A 26,627-nucleotide genomic window follows, 5' to 3' on the forward strand; every position below is an offset into this window, starting at 1 on the left:
TTGCACAAAAAGAAAACGTTTGCTATACTTTATTTTGCCGGCAACAATAATAAACAGGATGTGACAGAAATGGAAACAAAAGGATTACCAACATTACCTGCTAGTCGTATTTGGATGATGAACTTCGGCTTTCTGGGTGTTCAGGTTGCGTTTACATTACAAAGTTCACAAATGAGTCGAATTTTTCAAACCATTGGGGCTGATCCCAATAAATTAGGTTGGTTTTTTATTTTACCACCATTAGCAGGATTATTAGTGCAACCGCTTGTAGGTACATATTCTGATCGAACTTGGGCGCCTAAACTTGGTGGGCGGCGGTTACCGTATTTATTAGTTGGTGCGATTATGGCCGTGATCGTTATGTTATTGTTACCTAATTCGGGTAGCCTTGGCTTTGGTTATGGTTCACTGGCTGCCTTATTATTTGGTGCGATCACAGTCGCCTTTTTAGATGTTTCTTCTAATGTCGCAATGCAACCTTTTAAAATGATGGTCGGTGATATGGTCAACGATCAACAAAAAAGTTACGCGTACGGTATTCAAAGCTTTTTATCCAATTCCGGTTCCGTTTTAGCCGCTATTTTTCCGTTTATCCTGACCGCCATTGGTATTTCCAACGTCGCTAGTAAAGGCGTTGTGCCGAATTCAGTGGTTGTTTCCTTTTATATCGGAGCTGCTTTATTGATCGTCACGAGTTTGTTTAGTGTTTTTAAAGTAAAAGAGTATGATCCCCAAACGTATGCTAAATTTCATGGTATTACAGAAAATGACAACGCTTCCGGTGGTAATTGGCTGGAATTATTGAAGAAGGCGCCTAAGTCTTTCTGGACAGTTTCGTTGGTGCAATTCTTCAGTTGGATGGCTTTTCAATATTTATGGACTTACTCCGCCGGTGCGATCGCACAAAATGTTTGGCACACCAATGATGCCACTTCAGCTGGTTATCAAGCGGCGGGCAATTGGTACGGGGTTTTAGCTGCGGTTCAGGCGGTTGCCGCCGTTGCTTGGTCTTACTTATTAGCTAAATTACCACCGGCTAAAGCTAAAGTTGCTTATGCGACTAGCCTATTGTTAGGCGCGCTTGGGTTCTTATCGATCTTCTTGATCCACTCCCAATACTTACTGATCATTTCTTACATTTTAGTTGGTATTGCGTGGGCCGCGGTCAATACGTATCCGTTGACGATGGTGACTAATGATTTATCCGGTGTGCATATGGGCACCTACTTAGGCTTATTCAATGGTTCGATCTGCTTGCCCCAAATCGTCGCTTCACTGGCTTCCTTTGGCTTATTCCCATTATTAGGCGGTTCTCAAGTCAATATGTTCGTTCTAGCAGCAGTGATCATGGCGTGTGGTGCACTTTCAGTTGGTTTTATTCGTAACAAAAAGGAAGGTTAAGACAATGGTTAATACAAAATGGTGGAAAAATGAAGTGGTCTATCAAGTTTATCCGCGGTCATTTCAAGATACAAATAACGATGGTATCGGTGATCTAAATGGGATCACCCAACATTTGGATTATTTAAAGCAATTAGGGGTGACTATGCTTTGGATCTCGCCAGTTTATCGTTCACCGATGGTCGATATGGGTTACGACATTGCTGATTATCAAGCGATCGACCCTCAATTTGGGACGATGGCCGATTTTGATCATTTATTGGCGGAAGCTAAGAAGCGCGGTTTGAAGATCATTATGGATCTTGTCGTCAATCACACTTCTGACCAACATATGTGGTTCAAACAGGCCTTAGCTGATCCGCAAAGTAAATACCGGGATTATTATATTTTTAAAACCCCGGCTAATGGGCAAGTGCCAAATAATTGGCGTTCGATTTTTGGTGGTTCAACTTGGACTGAGGTGCCTGGTGAACCAGGCACCTACTATTTTCATACCTTTGCGCCGCAGCAACCGGATTTAAATTGGGAAAATCCCCAGTTGCGCAAGGCCATTTATCAGATGATCAATTGGTGGCTGGATAAAGGCATTAGCGGTTTTCGGGTTGATGCGATCACGCATTTGAAAAAAGATTTGGATTGGGCCAGTATCGAACCTGATGGCAAGGACGGTTTGGCCGCGGTGGTCAAGAAAGGCCAGAATCGACCGGGATTGGCTAAATTCTTGCTTGAGTTAAAGGCGCAAACTTTCGATAGATATGATGCGCTGACTGTGGGTGAAGCGTACGGGGTCGCCGCCGCTGATCTGCCTAAATTCATCGGTCCCAATGGTTATTTTTCAATGATGTTCGATTTTTCTTATTTGAATATCGAAATGAAAAATGTTGATGAATGGTACCGCGGCCGTTCTAACTGGACCGTGAAGGAATTAAAGACGACGATCTTTAATAGCCAACAAGCGACTAAAGCGGCCGGTGGATGGTCTGCCAATGTATTGGAAAGTCATGATCAACAACGAACGCTTTCAAAATTAGTACCAAACCCGAAATTTCAAACTCCGACGGCTGCTAAAGCATTGGCAACGATGTACTACTTCTTGCCAGGTGTACCTTTTATTTATCAAGGGCAAGAGCTAGGTATGAAAAATTTCCGGCGTCAGCGGATCGATCAATTTAAGGATATTTCCTCACTTAATAATTACCAAACGGGTATCAAGGAAGGATTATCTGCTACTGAGGCTTTGGCGATCGTTAACTTTAAGTCACGGGACAATGCACGAACCCCAATGCAATGGACAGATGCGACCTATGGCGGTTTCTCAACAACAACGCCTTGGTTGGAAATGGGTAATGATCGTGCTGGTATCAATGTGGCCGCCGAGGAACAAGATCCAGCTTCGGTTTTAAATTATTATCGGCAGATGGTGGCCTTACGTTTCCAGGCTCCTTATCAGGCAGTGATCGTTGACGGGGCTTTTGAACAAGTTACAAGTCCCGATAATGTTATCGCCTACCGCCGGCGGCAGGCTGAACAAGAATTAGTAATCGCAGTTAATTTAGGTGAAACTGCCGCAACGGTCACGCTACCTAAAGACTACCAGGTCGTTTTAAGTAATGTTGCCGTGACCGTCACGAATCAGCAAGTCGAACTACCGCCTTATGCTGCCGTTATTTTAACGACAAAATAAGCAAAAAAGCGCACCGCTTTGAAATAAAATTCAGACGGTACGCTTTTTTGCGCGTTGCTAGGCATATTTACGTAAAGTAGTGCGGACAATATTGATATTAAATAGCACCGTTAGTAAGCTGCTGTAGATCGGGAAGGTGATCAATTCTTGGACTAACCGACCGGATAGAAGAGGGAGCCACGGTGTTTGGTACATCAAGTGCAACCACAGGCTGTTTAGCCCCAAGTTCAACACCAGCGTAACGATCAAGCTGGCCCATAAAATTCGGCGTAAGCGTGGTGTTTTATGGTAAAAGGCGTAGCCAAAAACTAATCCCGTTAAAAAGGCGGTCAACACGAAGCCTGGGAAGAAAGTGAACTTAGGCATTAATAACATACCTAAAACATTGGCCAAGGCACTACTGCTAGCGGTGACCAGTGGTGGCACTAATGTCGCCATGATCGCGGTGATCAAGAAACTGAAGGAAATCTTGGTCAATAAGAATTGTAGTGAGAACATACTACCTAGGATCGTTTGCAAGGCGATCAAAACGCCAAGCAGCGCGATTTGACGCGCCTTTGAATGCTGTAACATGGCTATTACCCCCAAAACTATATTTGGCACTGCCAGTCATGAGCGTACTAAAAAAACCGCACGACCACTGGCTGCAACTGATTGTCGGACAAAAGCCACTGGTACGTGCGGCGAATGCGGACCCAAAACCGCAAATAAACAGCGTGTTTTTTCAAACACATTTAAACCGAATAAGATTTAAGCTTAAGTTGCCCATATTATTCGGTCAGCACCTATCCTTTCAGTGCCTGCAGTTCATTTTTCGTCCACCGCCCACATTCCGTTTCGGTGGCACTTAACGCTTTGGGTCCTACCCCGATAATTTAATTTCCATTATAGTTCAAGCCAGATCAATTTAAAAGGCTGAATCCTTAGGGTTAAGCGTTGAAAAATGGTACATTAGAAGTGTCATTAAAATACTGGTGTCCAGCCAGCACGGAAAATAAAATAAAGTTAGGGAGGTTTTTTCATGAAAATTGGGATTATTGGCGCCACAGGTAAAGCAGGCTCATTGATCGCTAGTGAAGCAGTTGAGCGCGGCTACCGGGTCACGGCTATCGTGCGCCATCCAGACAAACTCAAGCTTAAGGTGCCGGTTGTGGAGAAGGATCTATTTGCTTTAAGAACAGCTGATTTGACTGATTTTGACGTGATCGTTGACGCCTTTAATGCACCAGCAGGCCAAGAAGAACAACAGCAAACTTCGTTACAACATCTAGTTGAGCTATTACACGGTACTAAAGTGCGCTTATTGGTGGTTGGCGGCGCCGGTTCGCTGTTTGTGGATGATGCACAGACCACACGTTTGTATGAAACGCCTGATTTTAAGGCCGAGTGGAAACCAACTGCAGTCAATATGGGTAAGGCTCTGCTCAAGCTGCAACAAGTTACTGATGTTCAATGGAGTTACCTCAGCCCATCCGCTATTTTTCTACCTAATGGACCACGGACCGATCATTATACTTTAGGTCAGGATAATTTATTGACCAATGCCGCTGGTAAAAGTGAGGTCAGTTATGCCGATTTTGCGGCGGCCTTAGTTGATGAAATCGCTAAGCCGCAGCATGTGCAGCAACGTTTTACGGTGGTCAGTCAATAACTAGCGCCACGAATAAATAATGATCACTGCACCGTCGTGGGCCGAAAGTCTGCGGCGGTGTTTAAATTATAAGGTTGTAAACTAAATTAACTATGTTTTTTGGTTGTTATTAGCTTAAAATAAAGATATTAACTTTAGGGGATGATCACATATGAGTCAAGCAATCACGCCGGCCGCTCAGGCAAGCTTTAAAAAAGCATTTCAGGCGCAACCACAAGCAGCCGTTGTGCAGCGCGCAGTGATGAGCGTCGGCATTAACGCTGCCAGTGAGGATTCAACGGTACAAACTGACTTGGCGCGTACTTTTTCTGTAGAACTACCCACCGGTAAAGTGGCTAATCAAAAACACAGTGGCCGCTGCTGGTTATTTGCGACCTTAAATACCTTACGCCATGAAGTTGCGGTTAACTATAATGTGAAAGATTTTGAATTTTCGGAAAATTATTTATCGTTTTGGGATCGGTTTGAAAAAGCCAATGCCTTCTATGAAAATATTATCGCCACTGCTGAGCAAGCGGCTGACAGCCGGATCGTCACGTGGTTGCTGGATTCGCCTAATGGTGACGGTGGCCAGTGGGATAACGCCGCAGCCTTGATCAAAAAGTACGGTTTAGTGCCCAAGGCGGTAATGCCGGAAACTAAGGCCAGTGAGAACACGACTGAGTTTAATCAGGTGCTTAGCCTACGGTTGCGCAAGGATGCCGTTAAATTACGTGCGTTAGTGGCTGCCGGCGCTGACGTTGCCGCAGCAAAGACGGACATGTTGACGGTGATCTATCGCATGTGCGCCTATGCCTTCGGGACGCCAGTGGAACAGTTTACTTTCAGCTATCGTGATGATGATAAGAAGTATCACCGCGATGCTGACTTGACGCCGCAAAGTTTTGCCGCCAAATATTTAGGCCGCGACCTAGCTGACTACGTGACGGTGATCAATTCACCAGACAAGCCGTTCAATCAGCTTTATACTTTGCCGCGGGAAGATAATGTGGTCGGCGGGCAGCACGTGACGTTTTTAAACGTTGATCTGGCCACTTTTAAAGACTTGACCATTGCCCAATTGCAAGCCGGCGAGACGATCTGGTTCGGCAACGACGTTTTACAACAAATGAGCCGCTCGAAAGGACTGTTGGCTAGTCACTTATTCAATTACGATCAGTTATTTGCTACCGATCTACAATTAAGCAAAAAAGAACGGCTACAGTATCGCGAAGCCGTGGTCTCGCACGCGATGACCTTGACCGGCGTCGATCTAGTTGACGATCGACCAACCAAGTGGCAGGTCGAAAATAGCTGGGGTGAAAAAGTTGGCGCGGACGGTTACTTCGTGATGAGTGATCAATGGTTTGACGATTATGTTTATCATGTGGTGATCGATCAGAAGTTGCTCAGCGCAGAACTAAAACAAGTGTTGCAAAGTGAACCAACTGAATTAACGCCGTGGGATTCGATGGCGTAAGAAAATAGCGTTCTGTCAATGGACAGAACGCTATTTTTCCCACAAAAAAAGCAGCCACCAATGTAGTTGGTAGTGGCTGCTTGGCGTTCAATAAAGAACGCGGCGCGACTTATAAATGCGCGCGCAGACGCGAGGGTCTGCAGGTCTGGCACCTTAGTGGCCATTATAACATACTTACCAGATGCTGACACGCTTTTCCGGTGCTAAATACATACCGTCGCCGGGCCGAATGTTAAAGGTGCGGTGAAAATCAGCGAAGTTTTGCACCTGAACATTGGCGCGCAGTTTAGCCGGTGCGTGGACATCGATCGCCAACAATAATTGTTGATATTCTGGTTGCGCCTTGGTCCGCCAGATTTTAGCCCAATTAGTGAAGAAGGTGGTTAAATTAACATCTGGCTCACCTTTGGCGGCTTCTAAGGCACAACTCAAGCCACCAGCATCGGCAATGTTTTCCGAAACGGTGAGCTTGCCATTAACTTTGCTGCCAGCAAAAGGCAGACCATCAAACTCGGTGATCATCGCTTGGGCCAATGCCTTAAAATGTGCGGTATCCGCCGCAGTCCACCAGTTGTGTAAGTTACCAAATTCATCGAAAAGGGCCCCATTATTATCAAAAGCGTGGGAAATCTCGTGGGCGATCACGGCACCGATCCCGCCATAATTGGCGCTGGATGGTTGCTCTAAGCTATAAAATGGCGCCTGCAAAATCGCTGCTGGAAAAACAATGATATTGCGGAAAGGATGATAATAAGCGTTAACGGTGTTGGCGCTCATTTCCCATTCGGTTCGTTCCACCGGCTGATGCCATTTGCTGAAATTATCGGCAATGGCGATATGGGTGAAGCGCATTGCATTGACCAACAAGCTGGCGCCGGTGTTGACCGTGAATTTTTTGAATAAGGGCTTAATGGCATCAGGATAACCAACTTGAATGCCTAAATTATCCAACTTAACAATGGCCTTTTTACGTGTGTCCGCCGACAACCAATCATTATTTTGGAGCCGTTGCTTGTAAACACCGATCATTTTGATCACCATTTTATGGACATCAGCTTTAGCCGCCTCACCAAAGTATTTGTGGCCGTAATAATCGCCAACGACCTGATCGAATTGTCCGGCGGCTAAATAATAAGCACTTTTCTGAGGTTTCATTGCTTCCTTACTACCAGAAAGCGCGCGGCCGTAAATACCGCCAATTTCACGAAAATCATTACTCAGGTAACCACTCATGCTGCGCACTGTATTGACGATCAGCCAACTTTTCAGAAGATTGAAGTTTTCATTGGTAATGATCTCATCAAAGGCAGCGAAGAATTTCGGTTGAGAAACAATGATTTTTTCTGGCTGGGCACCGATCAATTCGGGAAGCAGACGGCCAAAATCAATTTGACTGCTATGTGCGGTGAATTCGCTGAAACTTTGGGGATTGTACATTTTACTATAATCGGCCGATTCTTCCGCACTTTTAACGTGGGGTGCTAAGCTTTTATCAAAAGCAATTGCTTGTTCTAAAATCAATTGTGCATCTGCAGCACTGTAGCCGGCCATTGTCAATAATTGCTGCATCATTTGCTGGAAGACTTGCAATAATTGTGGCCCGCTGGGATTGTCGGCCGCGTAATAAGTTTTATCCGGTAAAAACAGCCCCGGTGCGCCGGCAAAAAGTGCGTTGATCTTGGTATTTTTCATGTCGGCATCAACATCTAAAGCAAACGGCACCGGTAATCCGTCTAACAGCCAATCTTTAAGGTCGGCCTGCCAGTCCGCCAAATTATCGTACTTGGCGATCCGCCGTAAGTACGGTTGTAGTGGTGCGGCGGCTTGGACGTCCCGCTGCTTGAAGTCGGCCGCTAAAGTGTAATATTTGAGAAATTCATTTAATAATGGTTTATCTGGTGCGCCGGTGGCTTGCAGCGCTGCAAAATCGGCCATTAAAGTTTTTTCAATATTTTCCACTAGAACCTGGAACCCACCAGTGGCCGGCCGATCCGCTGGAATTTTGGCGGTTTTTAGCCAGGCAGCATTGATCGCGGCGTAAAAATCGTCTTGTAAACGGGTATTTTCATTGTGATCGCTGCTAGTACCAGCAGCAAATTGTAATTGTTTCATTTCAGCACCTCGTATTCTTAATACTGCCATCATACACTAACTTTTAGTGGTTGGTGTAGGATTAGTTTGTGTGCTGGCCAATTTTTAGTGACTACCACTGAAATGGAATGCGTGCGACTTGGACTAGCCGCTTTTTGACTTAGTCCAATCGACAGCGGAAAACGTGTTTTGCTTGGCAAATATGTTCAAATAACTGATACTTACTAAAATTAGTTATTAAGAATGAGCGCCAGTGATGCGCCAGCACCCCTGCCACTTTCTGGCTGTAGCTGAACATTGAAACGTTGTTTGTGAGCCAGTTATAGTGAAAGCATGCTGTCGCGCGCAGTAGAAAAATTTATTTCCAGTGTTGATTATAGTTAAGCTGTCACTTAACTTGAAAATTGCGAATTATTAAAGCCAGCAGACACACACCTGGTTGACTAACCAGACGATTAAATTGATCAATCATCAATGTTCTACCGTTGCCAAGGTGGAATGGAGGCGCTGGCGTATCAGCTGTGTCGAAGGTGCTTGATGACCGAATTGTGGTCATTTAGCACCTTGCGCGCTTGATAAGATCCATTTTCTTTTCCGACTGGTTTTTAATCGGAAAGAAAATTAGCTTGTCAATGCGCCACGCGTTCCATACGCCAGCGCCGGAATGGAACCCGTTCTGTCCTATTCTGACTAAACTGCAAATTCCTAAAAATTAGTTAAGACCTTTAACTGTGAGAGCTGCACGCCACTAACCGTACGTGAATCTAAGTTTTTGATCTGTGCTCAACTAGTAAGCGGCTAGGACAGTTGTCCTAGCCGCTTGATGTGGTTCATTAAATAATGCCTTAAGTTAAAGTTGCGTGATCAAGTAAGCACCAAAATCACTGGTACTCAGTTGGGTGGCGCCGGGAATTTTAGTGGCGAAGTCCCAAGTCACCTGTTTGTTTTTAATGGCCTTAGCGATCGTTTGCCGAATCTTGGCGGCAACTTCCGGCCAGCCAATGTAGTCAAACAGCAGTGCGCCAGATAAAATAAGCGACGTCGGATTTAATTTGTTTTGACCGGCAAATTGTGGCGCGGTGCCGTGGGTCGCTTCAAAAATGGCGGCGCCCGTTTCATAATTAATATTCGCACCAGGCGCGATGCCGATACCACCGACTTGAGCGGCTAAAGCATCGGAAATATAGTCCCCATTTAAGTTTGGCGTGGCCACAACAGCGAACTGTTCCGGTGCTAACAAGGCTTGCTGGAAGAAGTTATCGGTGATCACGTCTTTTATGATCAGTTTGCCGGCTTGTTGGGCCGCCTTGTAAGCGGCGTCGGCTGCAGCTTGGTCGTTCTTGGCCAGTTGGCGATACGTTTCCCAAGTGAAAACTTGATCGGCGTAGTCTGCAGCCACGGCGTATCCCCATTTTTTGAAGCCACCTTCAGTTAGTTTCATAATGTTACCTTTGTGGACCAAGGTAACGGACGGTAACTTTTGGGCTAACGCGTAGTCGATGGCACTTTTGACCAAGCGCTGGCTACCGCTTTTGGAGATCGGTTTTAGCGCAAAGGCACTTTCTGTGGGGAAACGAACCTTACTTAGTTGGTCATCGGCCGCTAAAAGCGCGCGTAATTTCTGGCTGGCTGCGCCTGGCGCATATTCAATGCCAGCGTAGATATCTTCGGTATTTTCCCGGAAAACGACCATTTCTGTTTTTTCTGGTTGTTTCAGTGGTGAGGGTGTACCGGCAAAATAATGAATCGGCCGGAAGCAAGCGTACAGATCGAGTTTTTGGCGTAAAGTCACGTTAAGGGAACGGTGACCGCCTCCGATCGGTGTTGTTAGGGGACCTTTGATCGCCACTAAATTTTCTTTTAATGCCGTCAAAGTAGCCGCCGGCAACCACTCACCAGTTGCCTTAAAGGCCGCCGCACCTGCCAGTAGTGGTAACCACTGAACGGCCTTAGTTGACCCATAAACACTGGCCACCGCGGCGTCAAATAGCGGTTGCGCAGCCGCCCAAATTTCTGGACCAATACCGTCACCAGCGATAAAAGGAATCAGTGGCTGCGCGGGAACTTTGAGCTGACCGTTTTGTTTAGTGATCGTTTGTGTTGTCATAGTGCGGCGCCACCTTCTTGTTTAAACGGCTGCGGTGCCAGATCGCTTAGTTGCAGTTCGCTGGGGATGGTTTGATCGTATTTGCCTGTATAGTGTGAGCTAGGGCGAATCAAATAACTGGCCGCTTTTTGTTCACGAATATGGGCTAACCAGCCGGCAGTGCGGCTAACCGCAAAGATCGGTGTGAAAATATCATGGGGCACACCTAGGCAATGGTAAATAATGGCGGCGTAGAAATCTACGTTAGGTTTTAATTTTTTAGCTTGCCACATGTAAGCCGCTACACTTTCGGCCAGGGTAAACATCGGCATCTGATCGTGCTGCTGCGCCATTGTTTGCGCATAATCATGCAGGTAATAGGCCCGGGGATCGCCATTTTTATAGATGCGGTGACCGAAGCCCATGATTTTTTCGTGGTTGGCGAGCCGAGCGGCTAAATAATCGGCTACCGGTTGGCCACTTTGACGGATCGCGTCTAATAATAGATAAACTTGTTCGTTGGCGCCACCATGTAGTGGACCTTTAAGCGTGCAAATGGCGGCGGTTAAGCAAGAATACTCGTCAGCGTTGGTCGAAGCAGCAACCCGCGCTGTAAAAGTCGATGCGTTGAATTCATGATCCGCATGTAGTAGGAGCACCTTGTTGAATAGATCGTTTTCTGCAGCAGTAGGCACTTTTCCAGTCAGCAAGTAAACAAAGTTACCAGCAAAGTCCAATTCGCGGCGCGCCTTTAATGGTTTTTTGCCCGCCCGCAAACGAACGATCATCGCAACAATCATCAAAACTTTTGCTTGAATGGCGGTCGCGTTACTTTCAGCTTTAGATTCCGTTGAACCTAGGAAAGAAACACTGGTTCGCAGTAAGCTCATTGGGTGCCGTTGAATTTTACTGATTTTTTTCAAAGTTGATAGAAAATCTGGCGCTAGTTCCATTTCGGCAAAAAGTGCGGCCCGAAAATTGCGCAATTCCTCTGCTGTGGGCAAACGTTGATGCCATAATAAGAAAACCACTGCTTCATAAGGCACGTTTTTGGCGATCAATTCGGTGATCGGATAACCAGCATAAGTTAACATATCATTTTTAGTCGAACTAATGGCAGTGTCCGCAATGACAACACCAGCTAAACCTTTAGGTAAATTCATATGGAACCTCCTTTACTAAGCAAGTAACGGTCAATTTTAAGTACATTATTTAGTAGTAACTAAGCCAGGTGCGCTTTGCGCCGCAAAACTAAAGGTAGAATCCCATCGTTTTCGTAATAAGTCATATCAGTGGGGGTATCAAAACGTAAGCGCGCGGTAAATTTGGTTTGGTGTCCAGCTGCATCTGTGGCGACAACGTGTGCGGTATGTTCGCTAAAGCTGATCGCAAAAGTTTCGCTGCCATTTAAGCCAAGCCTAGTGGCATTTTCACCAGCTTGAAATTGTAACGGCAATACGCCCATCATCACTAGGTTAGCCCGATGGATCCGTTCAAAACTTTCAGCGATCACGGCTTTAACGCCCAACAATTTCACACCTTTAGCGGCCCAATCACGGGATGACCCCATGCCGTAATCCTTACCAGCCAAGATCACTAAACCAGTTCCGGCGGCTTGATATTTAGTGGCGGCGTCGAAAATTGGGAGTTGTTCATTGGTTGGCCAGTAGCGCGTGTAGCCACCTTCCTTTTCCGGGGTGATCTGATTACGAATGCGAATATTAGCCAGGGTACCCCGCATCATAACGTGATGGTTACCGCGGCGCGAGCCATAGGAATTGAAATCCTTGGGGGCGACGTTTTGTGCCTGTAGGTATTTACCTGCTGGCGTATTTTGACCGATGAATCCGGCTGGAGAAATATGATCGGTGGTGATCGAGTCGCCAAACTTAGCTAAAACGCGTAACCCGGTCAATTCAGGCAGGCCTTGATGGTGGGTCAATTGCTGGAAAAACGGGGGCAAAGCAATATAAGTGGAATCGTTTTGCCAAGCGTAACTATTGCCAGTTGGGGCAATCAGAGCATTCCAAGTTTTGTTAGCCGTTAACAGCGAAGCGTATTCGCGTTTGAAAGTAGCTGCAGTCACATTTTGCTGGATCAAGGCACTAACAGCACTGGCGGCTGGCCATAAGTCCTTCAGAAAAACGGGTTGGCCGTCGTGATCATATCCTAATGGCTCTGTGGCTAAGTTGATCCGTAAAGTACCGGCCAAAGCATAGGCCAAAACTAACGGTGGCGACGCGAGGTAGGTATCTTTGACCAGCGGATTGACCCGGCCAGAAAAATTACGATTACCGGATTCGATCGCGGCAATTGGAAAATCAGTGGCAGCCACAGCAGCCTGCATTTCGGGCTTTAATTGCCCCGAATTACCAATACAAGTGGTACAGCCATACCCAACTAAATTGAAGCCAAGTTGATCTAGTGCTGACTGTAAGCCCGCCGCAGCGAGATAAGCAGTGACCACTTTTGAGCCGGGAGCAAAAGATGTTTTAACATAGGCTGGTACTTGTAAACCTGCTGCCACTGCCTTTTGGGCAATTAGCCCGGCAGTTAGTAATAAACTAGGATTAGAGGTGTTGGTGCAACTGGTGATGGCTGCGATTGCGAGATCACCACGCCGCAACTGAAAGTTTTGTTGATCAATGGTCACAGCCAAAGTTTCCGTGCTGGTAAATTGGTGTTTAAGTGCCGTTAGCGGTACTAAATCTTGTGGCCGGTTGGGTCCAGCTAAACTAGGTACGATCGTTGCTAAGTCGAGCGTTTCGGTTTCAGAATAATGACAATGTGCATCAGTTTCATGAAAAAGGTGATTCTGGTGGGCGTAGTCGCTGATCAATTGAATTTGTTCCGCACTCCGATTGGTCAACTTAAGGTAATTCAGAGTTTGTTGATCAATTGGGAAGAAGCTAGCTGTCGCGCCATATTCTGGCGCCATATTTGCAATGGTCGCGCGATCGGCAATTGACAATGCCGCCAAGCCAGGGCCATAGAACTCAACAAATTTACCGACTACGTTATGTGCGCGCAGTAATTTGGTGACGGTCAAAGCCAGATCTGTTGCGGTTGTGCCTTCAGGTAGTTGGTTGCTTAAGCGGACACCAACGACCTGCGGAATTTGCATAAAGGAGGCTTCACCAAGCATGCTGGCTTCGGCCTCAATACCACCAACTCCCCAACCCAATACACCCAGTGCGTTGACCATTGTGGTGTGTGAATCCGTACCAACTACTGTATCCGGAAAGGCCCAATGCGTACTGCCTTCAGTTGTTGTGCGAACCACACTGGCTAAGTATTCCAAGTTGATCTGGTGAATGATCCCAGTATCCGGCGGAACGATCCGTAGATTTTTGAAGGCTTGTTGGGCCCATTTGAGAAATTGATAGCGTTCATGATTACGGGCAAATTCTTTTTCAATATTAGTTTGAAATGCGGCGTCATCGCCGGCCCGATCAACTTGTACAGAGTGATCGATGATCAGATCAACGGGGACGTCAGGATTAATGGCCGCTGGATCACCACCAGTAGTAGCTAGTTGACTGCGCATGGCGGCTAGATCAACTAATGCAGGCACACCAGTAAAATCTTGTAGAATGACGCGCTCTGGTTTAAAGGCAATATCTGCTGCCGCTTGGGGCCAAGTGAGGAAAGGTGTTGGCGCCGCCTTTTGCTGGCGCAACGTCATTTCTAACAAAACCCGTAAACTATAGGGTAATTGGGTCACATCAAAGTGCTGTTCTTGTGCCCAAGCATTGATGTCATAATAGTGGTAAGTGGTTCCATTTGATGTAAAAGTTGCTTGATAAGCCGACACTAGCAAAACCCCCTGAATCATTTAATTTCGTAAGATTAAAAATAAATGAGTTATTGATTAATTAAGTCTAATTTAATCGGTTTCGGAAATAGAAGTCAATCAATATTATAAAATAGTTAGAAAATAAGCATATTCACATTTAAATTTAATTTAAATTAAAATTGAACCGCTAACTGTTGATTAAACTAAAGCAAGTTACTTAATTGATGTCACCAAGAATTTGTTGTGGCGGCCGCAATCAACGGTTAAATTATGCTAAAATGAATGCAACATACTTTAGGCGTGCAGGCTGAAGTTAATCAAAAGAAAGTATGAAGGAATCAATGATGCGATTGAAACGATTAAGTTGGCTGGTGGTTTTGTTAGGGTGCTTGTTATTACCGACGCCTAGTCAAGCCGCCACGAAAGTAGCTACGCAACAGGCACCATTTGCCGGAAAAATTGAGAATTATCGCTATCAGCAAAAAACTTACCGGATCCCGGCAGTTTATTTGCAATACAAACATAAAAAATTAGCGCTATTAACGGTCAGTAACGATCATAAGGGGCACGTCATGGTCGTCAGCTATATCGGTACTAGCGTTAGTACTGCTAAGTATTATCATTTTACGGGGCAGCTACGTTATTTTGCTAGTTTGTATTCACTGCAGGATTTTATGGCAGCTTATCAACAGCGAAAAGGGGACTACGTGGCTAAAACGATCTACGCGGCGACCCACGCCCAGCCGATCGTCAATCCGCAACAAAATTCCTTGCAATTCACCACGGCACCGCTGTTATATCAATTTGCCGGCATGAATTGGACGACTGGCCATGCGATCTATAAGGAAACGATTAAGGCTTATCGGGCCACCCGCCAAACTGCTTTAGTGAATTCAGCACTGGACTTACCGCAGGTCAATATGCTAAATACTGCCGGTGAAAATGCAGCGTTATATTATCAAACAGCTGATGTCAGTCAGATCGTGGTTGATCCATTAGGGATTTTTGTGCGGGTTGAGTAGTTAAATTAAGGTGCGACCAAATAGCTGGTGGCACCTTTTTCAAAAAATTAATTTTTGCGAAGTGGAGGGGTTGGAAGTGGAAAAGCGTTATCGTTGGTTATTGTTGGGCATTGTATTGGTCGGGACTTGTCTGCGGATGCCGATCACCTCAATACCACCGTTATTGGATATGATCCAACAAAGTTTTCAATTACCGGCTAGCTTATTAGGTAGTTTGACGACGATTCCGCTGCTTTGTTTTGCCCTATTGTCACCGTTAGCACCGCAGTTAGCGCGGCGCTGGGGTAATGAACTGACGATTTTAGTTGCCCTAGTTTTCTTGACGATTGGTGATTTTGTACGCGGATTCAGTGCTATTTGGTTGCTGATCGGCACGCTGTGCTTAGGGGTCGGCATTGCCGTCATGAATGTTTTGGTGCCAGCGGTGATCGCGGATCATTTTCCGCAGCGGATCGGTGGCGTCACCAGTATGTACACTTTTGCAATGACCTTATTTAGTGCGATCGGTGCTGGTTTCAGCGTTCCGTTAGCTAAACAGTTTGGGTGGCAACCTATTGTCCAGATCTTAGCGTTTATTGCTGGTGTGATCGCTTTATTGTGGGTGCCTAATTTACGCTTAAATCATCGGTTAGTCAAAAGCAAATTACAGCAAAGCCGTTCTGTTTGGCAAATGCGTGGTGCGTGGATCATGACGATCACCATGGGGATCCAATCCTTACTTTTTTATACGGTGCTGACCTGGCTACCTAAAATTATGACCAGCCGCGGGGTACCACAAACAACTTCTGGTCTGATGTTAGGTCTATTCCAGTTAGCGGCTTTACCGGCGGCCTATTTAGTGCCTAATATAGCGGCTAAAGCACAGCGTCAGAGCCGCTTGATCTGGGTGATCTGTATCACTTTTGCTTTAGGGTTAGCGGGATTGATCATTCCCAGTCGGTCATTATGGTATTTAGGATTACTCTGTATGCTATTGGGTTTGGCCAGCACCGGTGCTTTTGGTCTATGTATGACGTTATTCAGCCTGAAAACAACGACGGCTGCTGAAACGGCGGCTATTTCCGGTATGGCCCAAGCAGCGGGCTATTTATTAGCTGCAATCGGCCCCGTTTCCTTTGGTGTGATTTATGGTGCGTTACATTCGTGGACCTTGTTGCTAATTATTTTAATTATTTTGGATTTAGGGATGTTACTCGCTGGTCTAGCAGTGGAGCGGCGCAAAACGGTGTTTGATTAGATCAAATAGCGGCCGGCGTTGCTAAACTTTTGGGTTGATCAGCCTTAGCCTGATTGTAGAGTTTAATGCAGCGAAGAAGAAAAAACGTGTTCCCCAAGGTGGTTAACCTTAAGGAACACGTTTTTTATTGTTAGGCCGTTTTAACAGCCTTGGCCATGCCTGGCAAGGTTTCAAATCTTTCGCGGATCAAGTCTGCGGAACGTTTGAACTTGGCTTCTTCAGCGGCGGTCAATGGTAATTCAGTGACGCTAACGACACCTTCCTTACCGATAATGGCAGGTTGGCCAACGTAAGTATGGTATTTTTCACTATAAGCGGAGCACGGGCAAGCTAAGTTAGCATCAGCTAAAACAGCCTGACTGAGTTTGACCGCACAAGTGGCGATGGCGTAGCTCGTATAGCCTTTGCCAGAATGAACAGCCCAACCACCACGACGAGCAGCATCTTCTAATTCGCTGAGATCAACGTTTTGCTCAGCCGCTAATGCACGGATCGGTAGGCCGTTAACACGAACGGTCGACCAAGCAGAAAATTGCGATTCACCGTGTTCACCATAGACATAACCGGTGACGTTTTTAGGATCAACATCAAATTGATCACTAACGACTTTTTGCATGCGGGCGGTATCGAGAAAGGTTCCGGTACCTAATACGTGACTTTGGGGTAAACCTGTTGTTTGTTGTAAGTAATAAGTGATGCAATCACAGGGATTCATCACGTCGATCAAAACGCCTTTAAAGCCAGAGGCCTTGATTTTAGGTGCAATATCCTGAACGATTTCGCGAGTATAACTAAATTCGGCCCAACGATTGCCACTAGCGTTATCCAATGCATGAATATTACCAGCAGTGACAAATAATATATCAGCGTTAGCCAGTTCGGCGTAATCACCGACTTTGATACGAGTACGTGTATCCAAACGGGCCTGTGCATCTTCTAAATCTAATTTTTCGGCCATCGCTTTGGCCTCATTATGATCATCGAGGAGGATGAGTTCGTCCGCAATTCCTTTGGTCACCAAAGTATAAGCAGTTGTGGCGCCAACATGGCCCACACCAATAATTCCGTATTTACGCATTCAATCACTCCTCATTTTTTTATCATTTAATTTTAATTTATGTAGCTTATTTTAGGACGGTAATAAACGAATGTCAACCCAATTTATGATAAAAAATAAGATTTATGCAAACATTTATGGCTATTTAATTAAATAAATACGTTTGAAACTTTATTTAATTAAATAAGTAGCAATAGGTAATTAAGTTACCTAAAGTATTTTTTTGTGACGTTTGTTGGACCATGGTAAAATAAAGATTAAATAGATCGTGAAGGGGGTTAGATGATGCGGCAACGATTAAATTGGCTATGGTTATTAGCTGGAGCGTTAGTCTTCTTAGTTTGGGCACCGGTGGTACAAGCAAAAAGTTATACTATTACGGATTACGCCATGGCAATTGATGTAGCTAAAGATGGTAGTGCAACAGTTGTGCAGAAAATTCGCTATGATTTTGATGGTGATTTTAACGGTGTTTACTATAATCAGGATTTGGCGGGAATCGGTGGTATGAGCCAAACATCAGTGGGGGTCGTTAATAGCAGTGGCCATTTGCAAACGCTGACTGCCAGTAACAACGAAACGGCCGGGACATACACGACGACTAATAGTGATGACCAGCAGCAATTAAAGGTCTTTTATCCGATCAGCGATGATACGGCAACGTTTATTTACCGGTACCGGCTTAACGGCGTGGTGACAAATTACCGTGATACCGCCGAGCTAAACTGGAAAGTGATCGGTACTGGCTGGGATGTACCCTTGAATAATGTTAAGGTGACCATTCAATTGCCGGCAAAAAACGTGTCGCAGTTGCAGGCGTGGACGCACGGACAATTATCCGGTCATACGAAAGTACAACGAAAGGCTGGACGGGTAGTGATCACGTTGGCAAAGAATCCGGCTAACACTTATGTTGAAAGCCATTTACTTTTTCCCACCACCGTTACCGCAGCCAATCAGAAAACCAGCACCAAAGCACGGAAGAAAGCAGTGCAGCAGCAGGAGGCCAAGTTTGCGGCTGAGGCCAATGCGCAGCGGCAGCGAGCGCAATTGATCCCAGGTTTGATCGCTGGTGTGAGTCTGCTTCTAGGTGGCGTGATCTTGATCAGTCAAATTATCTGGTTACGCCGTCATCCGGCACAGCGCTATCCAGCGCCAGTACCGGTCAAGCACTGGTACGATCTTCCTGAGTATCCGCCGGCGGTCGCGCAACGCTTACTCAATGCCTTTGGCCCAAATAAAAAGGCCTTTACGGCGACGTTAATGGATCTGGCGGTGGCTAAGCAGATCACCATCACGCCAGTTAAAGTTGGTCACAAGGATACCTTTGAATTGGCACCAACGGCTAACTTCACGCATAATGAACGGATTTTTAAGCTACTATTTGAAACGGTACCGCGGCGCGATCATGATGGTGGGGTGTCCTTACTCGATATTAAGAATTACGGGCGGACAGATAAAAATGGCCGGCTTAATCGCGCTTATGAGGACTGGGAAATGCGCGTTCGTGGTGCTGCAGATGAATTGCATTACGAAAACACGCTTAATGGGCAGATTCGTAATCGGCTTTGGATCGTTGCTGTTGCGGCGCTTGTCTTTGCACTAGGTGCTAGTGCTGCAGCGTTTTTCACTTTTCCTAATGTGCGGCTGCCGTTATGGATCATTGCTGCGTTGTTGGTGATTATTAGTTGGTTATTATTGGTGATCAAAAAACATGATCTACCACGCTACACACAATTAGGAGCGCAAAAAATCAATGAGTTGCAAGGTTTCAAACAAATGTTAACCGATGTTGGTCATTTTGATATGGCGCAGGTCGGTGATTTGATTTTATGGGATCGAATTCTGCCTTATGCTGTGGCCTTTGGGGTTGCCGATAAAGTTGTTGCTGCGTTGAAACTTAACTTTAGTGAAGCGCAACTGGCCACAGGAATGCCGATCAATTACCCGCTATTTATTTATGGCTATGGTGGTTTTGGTGGCCAGGCCGATTTTGGCGAAGCTTTTACTAGCGGTTTCGGCAGCAGCCTTTCGGCAAGTCACAGCGCTAGTTCTAGTGGTAGTGGGGGTTCTGGCGGCTTTTCCGGCGGGAATTCTGGCGGCTTTGGTGGTGGTTCCGGTGGTGGTGCCTTTTAACGGCGCGCACAATTAATTTAAAAATTTTTTGTGTCTTTAAGGTTAGTTTAAGCTGCTGCCTTTATATTGTTCATATACCCCAAACCCCAAACTTCATCTAATTTCACTGAAAAACAAATACGGACTGACAGCCAAAATAGTTGTCAATCCGTATTTGTTTGTGCTTATTTTTAACGATCTGCCGCTGCGTGGCGGCGTAAGCCATACTTGCGGGCTTCTTCGATCAACACCAATGGAATTGGGATCGCCAACAGATAAAGCCATTCACCACCGCGCAGTGGTGCTGTATTGAAAATAACTTGCAATTCGGGAATGTACATTAAAGCAAATAATAAAAATACTTCAAAAATAATCCCGCCAATAATTTTGCGATTACTGAACAGACCAACTTTGAGTACTGAAGAACGTTGGGTGCGGCAATTCAGAGCCGCGGCAATTTGACAGAAAATAATCGTGGCCAAAGTCATGGTCGTGGCCTGGCGATAATCGAAGCCACTGGCCGCTAATGCTGCTTGGGGCCAACCATTAAGGTGGTTGGTCACGAAGTAACCGCCGGTGGATAAAATAGCCGCAATCAAACCGTACCAACCAAAAGCTTTCCAAATGATCCGCCGGTTAAGCAAGTGGGCATTGTGCGCCCGCGGTGGCTGCTCCATAATGCCTGGCTCACTACGTTCTGCGCCTAACCCCAATGCGGGTAGCATGTCGGTGCCTAAGTCAACGGTCAAAATTTGCATGACGGTCAGTGGCAATGGTACGAAGCCGCGACTGAAAAGAAAGACGACTGACGGTGCCGCTTCCGGTAAATTACTATTTAAAATATAAAGCAGAAACTTTTGAATATTACTATAAACGGTGCGGCCTTCTTCAATTGCGGCAACAATTGAAGCAAAGTTATCATCGGTTAAAATCATGTCGGCAGCGTCTTTGGCAACGTCGGTACCAGTCATACCCATCGCCACACCGATATCGGCTTTTTTTAGCGCCGGTGCATCGTTGACGCCGTCGCCAGTTGAGGCCACAACTTCGCCCATGCTTTGTAACATGGTGACCACCCGGTATTTTTGTTCAGGTGCTACCCGAGCGAAGATCAGTTCAGCGCTTAAGGCCGTTTTCAGGTCAGCATCGGACATTTGTGCTAATTCAGTACCGGTAACCACCCGGGCTTGGTCACTGGTGATGCCGATTTTGGTAGCAATACTTTTGGCAGTTAGTGCACTATCACCAGTGACCATGATGATCCGAATATTGGCCGCATGACATTTGGCCACTGCAGCATAGATTTCTGGCCGTGGTGGATCGGCCATAACGGTAAGGCCAACAAAGGTCAGTTGCTGTTCAACGCTGGCCTGATCGCTGGCGGCTTGAGCGTCTAGTTTGCGGTAGGCCATTGCCAGAGAACGTAAACCCTTAGCCGCAAACTGCTTATCGGCGGCGAGAATGTTTTGTTGATCGGCAGCGGTCAGCGGCCGAACTTGACCGTGATCTAAAATCGTGGTGCTGATGGCCAGTAAGCCATCCAACGCACCTTTAACATAGGCAACTGTCTGGCCGTGATCACGGTGGATCGTGGTCATCCGTTTGCGTTCCGAATCAAAAGGAAACTCTTGTTGCCGCGGCAATTTTGCTTGCAAACTTGGTAAGTCTAGCTGCGCTTTTTCTGCTAAGATGATCAAAGCCGCTTCGGTTGGCGTGCCTAAAATCTTAGCCTGTTGGCCGGCACTAGCTGGTGCTTTAACGGTGGTATTATTATTGAGCACACTGATCTGCAATAGTAGATCTAGATCAGCAGCTTGGCCAAAAGTATAGTTTTCGATTTGACCATTGTTAACGTAGCCTTGCCCACTAACGGTGTATTCACGACTGGGCAACCAAATATGATTGACCGTCATTTGATTTTGAGTCAGGGTACCAGTTTTGTCAGAACAGATCACCGTAGTTTCGCCTAAAGTTTCCACACTGGCTAGGTCTTTGACCAACGCATGCTTTTTGGCCATCCGTTGAACACCTTGAGCCAGTGACAGGGTAACTGTTGGCAGTAAGCCTTCAGGAATAAAGGCAACGATCATACCTAAAGCGAAAATAAAGGATTTAGCCACGGGATAGTGAACAAAGAAAATGGCTAAAATGAAAAACAGCACCCCGACTAAAATAGCCAACAAAGAAATTTGTTGGGTCAAATGATTCAGTTCCTTTTGCAACGGACTAATATTTGGCCGTTGGTTTTGGGTCAACTGAGCAATTTGACCAAATTCAGTGGCCATTCCGGTATTTAAGGCCACGGCTTGAGCGTTGCCACTGGCGGCCATGGTACCTGCATAAACAATGTTGGTTTCAGCAAATTTACCATCGCCAGGCTGATAAGCTACTGTTTTCGACTCGGGTACTGATTCACCGGTCAACGCGGATTCATCGACTTGAAGGCCAGTGGCACTCAATAAGCGAGCATCGGCCGAAATACTGTTGCCGGCTTGGATCGTAAAAATATCACCTGGTACTAATTCTGCCGCGTCAATGCGTTGTTGCTGACCATCGCGCAAAACCTGAGTATATGCCGGTAGCATTTGCCGTAAAGAGTCTGTCGCCTTTTGGGCCGCATGTTCTTGCCAAAAACTGAAGCAGCCGTTGATCAAGTTGACCGCCCAAATCGCGATGGCCAATTCTAACATACCAGCGAATAAGGCGATCACCCCGCTGACCCACAGGAGCAGCGCCATTAAACTAGTAAAATTTTTGATGAATAATTTGAATTGTGATTGTCGCTGGCCACGTTGAATCGTGTTAGGGCCATAAGTGGTCAAACGCGTTTGGGCCTCATGACTACTTAAACCAGCAGCACTAGTTTTAAATTGCTGATAGACCTGCTTTAAAGGTTGCTCAGCATACATACCGGCTGCTTTAATTTTTTGTTGCGCCATCACATATCACTCCCTATTTTTTTGAACCGCTACGCTACTTTTAACGCCAGTATAGTGCTAAAAAGTAGAAAAAACAAAAAAGGAGCAACTCCACCGAATTACCGAAGTAGTGAACGGCCATAAGCAGAGCACCTAGTTGATCCGCTGCGGTGGTGTACCTGACTTTAGCCGTGTGCTATTTTCAATTTGAAGTTAAAATCAGGAAATAAATAGCACCAGTAAAAGTAGTTTTGCGCTACCTTTACTGGTGCTATTAACCGTATCTGTTGGCGGCTTATTTTTCAAGATCAGCATCACTAAAGTAGCAAGCTGCTTTTTAAAGCCTTAAAGCTTGCTTGCAACCCAACATCGGTGACCCGCGAAACTTTGGCCCCGTCCGCTAACTGACTTTGTTCACATGTACTTTAGTGGTCAAACTGCAAAACGCTTGTTTTAGGGCACCCACTAAAGCTTAATGAGTAGCAGCGATTTGCTGCAATGTGGCGTAAATTCGCTTAACATCGGTTGACGTTCCGCGCAACTCGTAATCGCCGATAAAGGGGAAGCCATAGTCGCGGGCATAGCGCTTAGCAGTCAAACAATACTGTTCGTTGAAATTACGGTTGCCAGAACCGACAACTCCCAGGCAGTATTTACGATTAGTGTGGTAGGCAATGTATTCGCCAAGAACGGTGGTCAATAATTCTTTAACACCGTTATCAATGCCATTACCCCCATCTAAATAAGTGGGTACAAAAGCAAAATAAGGAACAGTCTCATCAACTAATGGACTGGCTTCAGAGATTTCTTTCAGCGTGATCAGCGGTTGGTCGGCTGCAATTTGATGTTGCTGTTCCGCAAATTCTTGTAGATCTTCAACAAAGGAACGGGTATTACCAGAAATGGAAATATATAAAATATTAATTGGTGCAGGCATTGTGGCCACCTCTTCTATTCAGTAGTATTTCCATGGTACCACAAAATATCGTGGCACTAAAGAGCGCCTGCTACCTTATTTAGTGCTTGTGGCCATTACAGCCTGGCGTAACAGTAAGCCAACTAAAATAAGACTTGCACCGACCATCAACGCGCCGAAAAGTGGTGTCGCGGCCAAACCAATTTTAGCGGTGACTTGGCCACCGATCAAAGAGCCTAAAGCAATACCAATATTGAACGCGGGAATATTCAATGATGACGCTAAGGTAATGTCATTTGGGGTATACATTTCCGCTAAGTTAACAATATATAATTGTAAGCCCGGAACATTCATGAAGGCGAACAGCCCCATCACTAAAACGGTCAATAAACCTAGAATGTGCATTTGTGCTGTGAACGCTAAAACCACTAGTGTTAAGGCTAAACCAACGAACATTTTCAATAATGCCTTTAGTGGCTGTAAATTAGCCCAGCGTCCACCTAATGTGTTGCCTAAAGCAACCATTAAGCCGTAGATCACTAAGATAATGACAACGGCAGATGTGGACCAACCCATTTTTGTTTCCAATAGTGGGCTTAAGAAAGTGTAAACCGTGAAAGTACCACCGTAACCTAAAGCAGTGATCAATAACGCTGTTAGCAGCCATGGGTTTAATAGAATGCGCAACAAGCCGCGTGGATCCGTTTTGCCAGGGCGGGGGAGATTGCGGGGAATTAATAATAAATTGGCGATCAGGCCGATCACGCCAATGGCACTAATAAATAGAAACGACATGTGCCAAGAAGCGATTTGGCCAATGAAAGTTCCCAACGGCACCCCGGTTACCGTAGCAACAGTTAATCCGGTAAACATAACGGCGATGGCGGAGGCACGTTTTGCTGGCGCAACCACATCCGCAGCGATCACGGAAGCGACTGACATGAATAAACCGTGGGCAAAGGCGGCCAATACGCGGGCGACTAATAAAACGGCAAAGGTCGGGGCAACGGCGGCCAATAAATTACTGGCCACGAATAAAGTCATGATTCCGATCATCAGCTGTTTACGGTCAAATTGACCAGTGAGCAACGTTAATAATGGGGCACCAACAGTGATCCCTAGCGCGTAAATGGAAACGGTCCAGCCAGCCTGGCTGACGGTGATCCCGAAACTTTTAACTAGTAGGGGCATTAAACCGACACTAATAAATTCAGTTGAGCCGATGGCAAAAGCACTGATGGCTAAAGCAAGCAACGTCCAGGTCGGGGCAATTTGTTTTTGGGTCATTCTGTACACTCCTCATATAATAAAATTTTGTGCTGCTGCCCGTTTCGTGGCAGCAACTTGATTGGCCACGGACTTGAAGTCGTGGTACAATTTGCTATTATACGTGGTGGTTTCAAAAAAACAATTACGCACTATTTTGTACCATAGGGACTAAAAAGTACCTATAGAAAGGAGCAAATAATGGCTAAAACTTATAATATTGGCGTTGAAGCAACGATGGAAGTGATTGGTGGTAAATGGAAGCCGATCATTCTCTGCCATTTACGTAAAGGTGTTTTGCGAACTGGCGAATTACGTCGCGCGATCCCTAAAATTACACAGAAAATGTTGACTCAGCAGTTGCGGGAATTAGAAGCTGCTAATATTGTTTGCCGCACAGTTTATCAGCAAGTGCCGCCAAAAGTAGAATACAGCCTAACTGATTATGGGGAAAGTTTGGAAGACATTTTGCATCAGTTGTGCGTTTGGGGTGAAGAAAACGTTGACCGGCGGCAAGCGCAAGGCGAAGCCGTTAAGCTTTTACAATGGGATGACGTTGCCGCAAGTTCACAGCAGTAGCTAGGCACCGCAGCCAGTATTAGCGCCAGGGCAGGGCCGGTTATTAAGTTGGTATTTGCCGATTTTGTGCTGGCGGGCTAACAACCTTTGGTGGCACTTTCTAATTTTATCTAAAGACTTTTTTTGGTAGCTGATATTTTACTTGCATTCTTGTTATAGACGCGGTAATATATGCGCTATATTATCAGCTATACGAGATGGAGGAAGCGCTATGGACATTCAAATAGGCAACACTGTACGCTGCAAGGCCAACGGTAATATGGAAGCAGATTTTTCTGGTGTGATCGAAAAAGTTTATGAAAACTCCGCATTAGTTAACATTACCGACTACGACGCTAAAACCGATAGTATGAACATCCAAGATTTGCAAAATAAAGCTGTGATCAGTTTCGGTAAAATGAAACTAGTTGCTGCTAAATAAACTAAAAGAGCAAAATCGTGATCGCGATTTTGCTCTTTTTTAATTTAAAGCAGGTTGGTCGTCTTCAGTTAGTGTTAGAATTACTTGCGTTACTTATTTACGGTCATTGATTGCGATCATTTTGTCATCTGATCGTTTAATTTATCAACGGCTTTGGTCGGCCCGACTACTGACAGCTCATCGTTAAGTTGGACGACGTCACTGCCAGCTGGAGAGACTGTGACCTGATCGCCGTGTTGGATCGCGATCACAGTGAGGCCAAAGCGCTGATGAAAACTGAGCTCGGTTAAGCTTTTACCGACAAATTCAGGGCTGGTCATTTTGACTTCGGCCATTGTAACATCATCATTGATCGCTAAATAGTTTAAAATATTCGGTGACAACAAGTGGTGTGCTACCCGAGCGCCCATGTCACGTTCGGGGTGAACCACTTGATCAGCGCCGATCCGTTTTAACACCCGTGCGTGGGTATCATTTTCCGCCTTAGCCGTGATATCAGGCACGCCTAGTTCTTTGACGATCAAGGTCACCAAAATATTAGCCTGAATATTTTTACCAATAGCAACGATGACGTGATCGAATTTACCGATCTCCAGTGAGCGCAGGGTTTCTTCATCCTGCGCATCAGCGACAATTGCCTGAGTAGTCACAGCGGCCAGCGTATTGACCCGTTCTTCGTTAACGTCGATCGCCAATACATCTTGTTCTTCAGCGGCCAGTACGCGGCAAATACTGGTACCAAAACGACCTAAACCGATCACGGCAAAATTTTGTTTCATTAGTAAGTTAGCCTGCTATGCAAAATATAGAGTAATGTAGGTAATCGTTACGAATTACCACATTTAGAAAGATTGCATTTTTCCTTTCATTATTTTACTCGCTGCCGTTAAGACGCTGGTATTCCGATAGGCCACCAGGGCGTAATCAC

The 26,627-nt window shown here is 45.8% G+C and carries 19 protein-coding genes and 1 riboswitch; of the genes, 9 read left to right on the forward strand and 10 right to left on the reverse strand.

Annotated elements, in window-relative coordinates; translation table 11 throughout:
* Positions 1-69: 69 nt before the first annotated feature.
* Both FFM78_RS02140 and FFM78_RS02145 read left to right on the forward strand, forming a co-directional pair.
* Positions 70-1,401: an SLC45 family MFS transporter gene (locus FFM78_RS02140; protein WP_137636794.1), complete on the forward strand. Its 1,332-nt coding sequence runs from the start codon at positions 70-72 to the stop codon at positions 1,399-1,401.
* Positions 1,402-1,405: 4 nt separating this feature from the next.
* Positions 1,406-3,085: an alpha-glucosidase gene (locus tag FFM78_RS02145; protein ID WP_137636795.1), complete on the forward strand. Its 1,680-nt coding sequence runs from the start codon at positions 1,406-1,408 to the stop codon at positions 3,083-3,085.
* 57 nt (positions 3,086-3,142) lie between these two features.
* Here FFM78_RS02145 and FFM78_RS02150 read toward each other — a convergent pair whose 3' ends face one another.
* Positions 3,143-3,658 (reverse strand): folate family ECF transporter S component, encoded by a 516-nt coding sequence (locus FFM78_RS02150; RefSeq protein WP_171001817.1) that lies wholly within the window; start codon positions 3,656-3,658, stop codon positions 3,143-3,145.
* 106 nt (positions 3,659-3,764) lie between these two features.
* A riboswitch (THF riboswitch) is annotated at positions 3,765-3,957 on the reverse strand.
* 149 nt (positions 3,958-4,106) lie between these two features.
* On the opposite strand from FFM78_RS02150, the gene FFM78_RS02155 reads away from it, so the two are divergent.
* Positions 4,107-4,736, forward strand: coding sequence for an NAD(P)-dependent oxidoreductase (locus tag FFM78_RS02155; RefSeq protein ID WP_137636796.1), 630 nt, complete (start codon positions 4,107-4,109; stop codon positions 4,734-4,736).
* 151 nt (positions 4,737-4,887) lie between these two features.
* Complete coding sequence (locus FFM78_RS02160) at positions 4,888-6,195, forward strand: C1 family peptidase (protein ID WP_137636797.1); 1,308 nt, start codon at positions 4,888-4,890, stop codon at positions 6,193-6,195.
* 174 nt (positions 6,196-6,369) lie between these two features.
* Here the strand turns inward: FFM78_RS02160 and FFM78_RS02165 are convergent, their stop codons facing one another.
* The 4 genes from FFM78_RS02165 to acnA form a co-directional block, all read right to left on the reverse strand.
* Positions 6,370-8,307 carry a M13 family metallopeptidase gene (locus FFM78_RS02165; RefSeq protein ID WP_137636798.1) on the reverse strand — a complete coding sequence of 646 codons (1,938 nt, stop codon included), beginning with the start codon at positions 8,305-8,307 and terminating at the stop codon, positions 6,370-6,372.
* Between the two features lie 829 nt (positions 8,308-9,136).
* Complete coding sequence (icd, locus tag FFM78_RS02170) at positions 9,137-10,393, reverse strand: NADP-dependent isocitrate dehydrogenase (RefSeq protein ID WP_137636799.1); 1,257 nt, start codon at positions 10,391-10,393, stop codon at positions 9,137-9,139.
* Positions 10,390-11,535, reverse strand: coding sequence for a citrate/2-methylcitrate synthase (locus FFM78_RS02175; protein ID WP_137636800.1), 1,146 nt, complete (start codon positions 11,533-11,535; stop codon positions 10,390-10,392). Before FFM78_RS02175 ends, icd begins: the two co-directional genes overlap by 4 nt.
* 59 nt (positions 11,536-11,594) lie before the next feature.
* Positions 11,595-14,207: an aconitate hydratase AcnA gene (gene acnA, locus FFM78_RS02180; protein ID WP_171001818.1), complete on the reverse strand. Its 2,613-nt coding sequence runs from the start codon at positions 14,205-14,207 to the stop codon at positions 11,595-11,597.
* Positions 14,208-14,509: 302 nt separating this feature from the next.
* Here acnA and FFM78_RS02185 point away from each other — a divergent pair, with 302 nt between their 5' ends.
* Together FFM78_RS02185 and FFM78_RS02190 are read left to right on the forward strand one after the other, a co-directional pair.
* Positions 14,510-15,190 (forward strand): hypothetical protein, encoded by a 681-nt coding sequence (locus FFM78_RS02185; RefSeq protein ID WP_223876981.1) that lies wholly within the window; start codon positions 14,510-14,512, stop codon positions 15,188-15,190.
* A gap of 76 nt (positions 15,191-15,266) precedes the next feature.
* Positions 15,267-16,427: a CynX/NimT family MFS transporter gene (locus tag FFM78_RS02190; RefSeq protein ID WP_137636802.1), complete on the forward strand. Its 1,161-nt coding sequence runs from the start codon at positions 15,267-15,269 to the stop codon at positions 16,425-16,427.
* 130 nt (positions 16,428-16,557) lie between these two features.
* Here the strand turns inward: FFM78_RS02190 and FFM78_RS02195 are convergent, their stop codons facing one another.
* On the reverse strand, positions 16,558-17,505 hold the full coding sequence (locus FFM78_RS02195) for an L-lactate dehydrogenase (RefSeq protein ID WP_137636803.1): 948 nt from the start codon (positions 17,503-17,505) through the stop codon (positions 16,558-16,560).
* A 264-nt stretch (positions 17,506-17,769) separates the two neighbouring features.
* Here FFM78_RS02195 and FFM78_RS02200 point away from each other — a divergent pair, with 264 nt between their 5' ends.
* Positions 17,770-19,620: a DUF2207 domain-containing protein gene (locus FFM78_RS02200; protein WP_137636804.1), complete on the forward strand. Its 1,851-nt coding sequence runs from the start codon at positions 17,770-17,772 to the stop codon at positions 19,618-19,620.
* A 170-nt stretch (positions 19,621-19,790) separates the two neighbouring features.
* Here the strand turns inward: FFM78_RS02200 and FFM78_RS02205 are convergent, their stop codons facing one another.
* The 3 genes from FFM78_RS02205 to FFM78_RS02215 all read right to left on the reverse strand — a co-directional run bounded on the left by FFM78_RS02205 (position 19,791) and on the right by FFM78_RS02215 (position 24,720).
* Positions 19,791-22,538 (reverse strand): cation-translocating P-type ATPase, encoded by a 2,748-nt coding sequence (locus tag FFM78_RS02205; RefSeq protein WP_137636805.1) that lies wholly within the window; start codon positions 22,536-22,538, stop codon positions 19,791-19,793.
* 451 nt (positions 22,539-22,989) lie between these two features.
* Complete coding sequence (gene nrdI / locus FFM78_RS02210; protein ID WP_137636806.1) at positions 22,990-23,454, reverse strand: class Ib ribonucleoside-diphosphate reductase assembly flavoprotein NrdI; 465 nt, start codon at positions 23,452-23,454, stop codon at positions 22,990-22,992.
* Between the two features lie 75 nt (positions 23,455-23,529).
* Positions 23,530-24,720, reverse strand: a complete 1,191-nt coding sequence (locus tag FFM78_RS02215; protein ID WP_137636807.1) for an MFS transporter — start codon at positions 24,718-24,720, stop codon at positions 23,530-23,532.
* Positions 24,721-24,900: 180 nt separating this feature from the next.
* Here FFM78_RS02215 and FFM78_RS02220 point away from each other — a divergent pair, with 180 nt between their 5' ends.
* Together FFM78_RS02220 and FFM78_RS02225 are read left to right on the forward strand one after the other, a co-directional pair.
* Positions 24,901-25,278, forward strand: a complete 378-nt coding sequence (locus FFM78_RS02220) for a winged helix-turn-helix transcriptional regulator (protein ID WP_137636808.1) — start codon at positions 24,901-24,903, stop codon at positions 25,276-25,278.
* Between the two features lie 211 nt (positions 25,279-25,489).
* Positions 25,490-25,699 (forward strand): DUF2187 domain-containing protein, encoded by a 210-nt coding sequence (locus FFM78_RS02225; protein WP_137636809.1) that lies wholly within the window; start codon positions 25,490-25,492, stop codon positions 25,697-25,699.
* A 116-nt stretch (positions 25,700-25,815) separates the two neighbouring features.
* On the opposite strand, the gene FFM78_RS02230 is transcribed toward FFM78_RS02225, so the two are convergent.
* Positions 25,816-26,478, reverse strand: a complete 663-nt coding sequence (locus FFM78_RS02230; RefSeq protein WP_137636810.1) for a potassium channel family protein — start codon at positions 26,476-26,478, stop codon at positions 25,816-25,818.
* Positions 26,479-26,627: the final 149 nt, after the last annotated feature.

The organism is Loigolactobacillus binensis (genome assembly GCF_005405165.1).
GTDB classification, from domain to species: Bacteria; Bacillota; Bacilli; order Lactobacillales; family Lactobacillaceae; genus Loigolactobacillus; species Loigolactobacillus binensis.

Coding starts and splice junctions, on each gene's coding strand:
- FFM78_RS02140 (WP_137636794.1), top strand. CDS start 70: ATGGAAACAAAAGGATTACCAACATTACCTGCTAGTCGTATTTGGATG.
- FFM78_RS02145 (WP_137636795.1), top strand. CDS start 1,406: ATGGTTAATACAAAATGGTGGAAAAATGAAGTGGTCTATCAAGTTTAT.
- FFM78_RS02150 (WP_171001817.1), bottom strand. CDS start 3,658: ATGTTACAGCATTCAAAGGCGCGTCAAATCGCGCTGCTTGGCGTTTTG.
- FFM78_RS02155 (WP_137636796.1), top strand. CDS start 4,107: ATGAAAATTGGGATTATTGGCGCCACAGGTAAAGCAGGCTCATTGATC.
- FFM78_RS02160 (WP_137636797.1), top strand. CDS start 4,888: ATGAGTCAAGCAATCACGCCGGCCGCTCAGGCAAGCTTTAAAAAAGCA.
- FFM78_RS02165 (WP_137636798.1), bottom strand. CDS start 8,307: ATGAAACAATTACAATTTGCTGCTGGTACTAGCAGCGATCACAATGAA.
- icd (WP_137636799.1), bottom strand. CDS start 10,393: ATGACAACACAAACGATCACTAAACAAAACGGTCAGCTCAAAGTTCCC.
- FFM78_RS02175 (WP_137636800.1), bottom strand. CDS start 11,535: ATGAATTTACCTAAAGGTTTAGCTGGTGTTGTCATTGCGGACACTGCC.
- acnA (WP_171001818.1), bottom strand. CDS start 14,207: ATGATTCAGGGGGTTTTGCTAGTGTCGGCTTATCAAGCAACTTTTACA.
- FFM78_RS02185 (WP_223876981.1), top strand. CDS start 14,510: ATGATGCGATTGAAACGATTAAGTTGGCTGGTGGTTTTGTTAGGGTGC.
- FFM78_RS02195 (WP_137636803.1), bottom strand. CDS start 17,505: ATGCGTAAATACGGAATTATTGGTGTGGGCCATGTTGGCGCCACAACT.
- FFM78_RS02200 (WP_137636804.1), top strand. CDS start 17,770: ATGCGGCAACGATTAAATTGGCTATGGTTATTAGCTGGAGCGTTAGTC.
- FFM78_RS02205 (WP_137636805.1), bottom strand. CDS start 22,538: ATGGCGCAACAAAAAATTAAAGCAGCCGGTATGTATGCTGAGCAACCT.
- nrdI (WP_137636806.1), bottom strand. CDS start 23,454: ATGCCTGCACCAATTAATATTTTATATATTTCCATTTCTGGTAATACC.
- FFM78_RS02215 (WP_137636807.1), bottom strand. CDS start 24,720: ATGACCCAAAAACAAATTGCCCCGACCTGGACGTTGCTTGCTTTAGCC.
- FFM78_RS02220 (WP_137636808.1), top strand. CDS start 24,901: ATGGCTAAAACTTATAATATTGGCGTTGAAGCAACGATGGAAGTGATT.
- FFM78_RS02225 (WP_137636809.1), top strand. CDS start 25,490: ATGGACATTCAAATAGGCAACACTGTACGCTGCAAGGCCAACGGTAAT.
- FFM78_RS02230 (WP_137636810.1), bottom strand. CDS start 26,478: ATGAAACAAAATTTTGCCGTGATCGGTTTAGGTCGTTTTGGTACCAGT.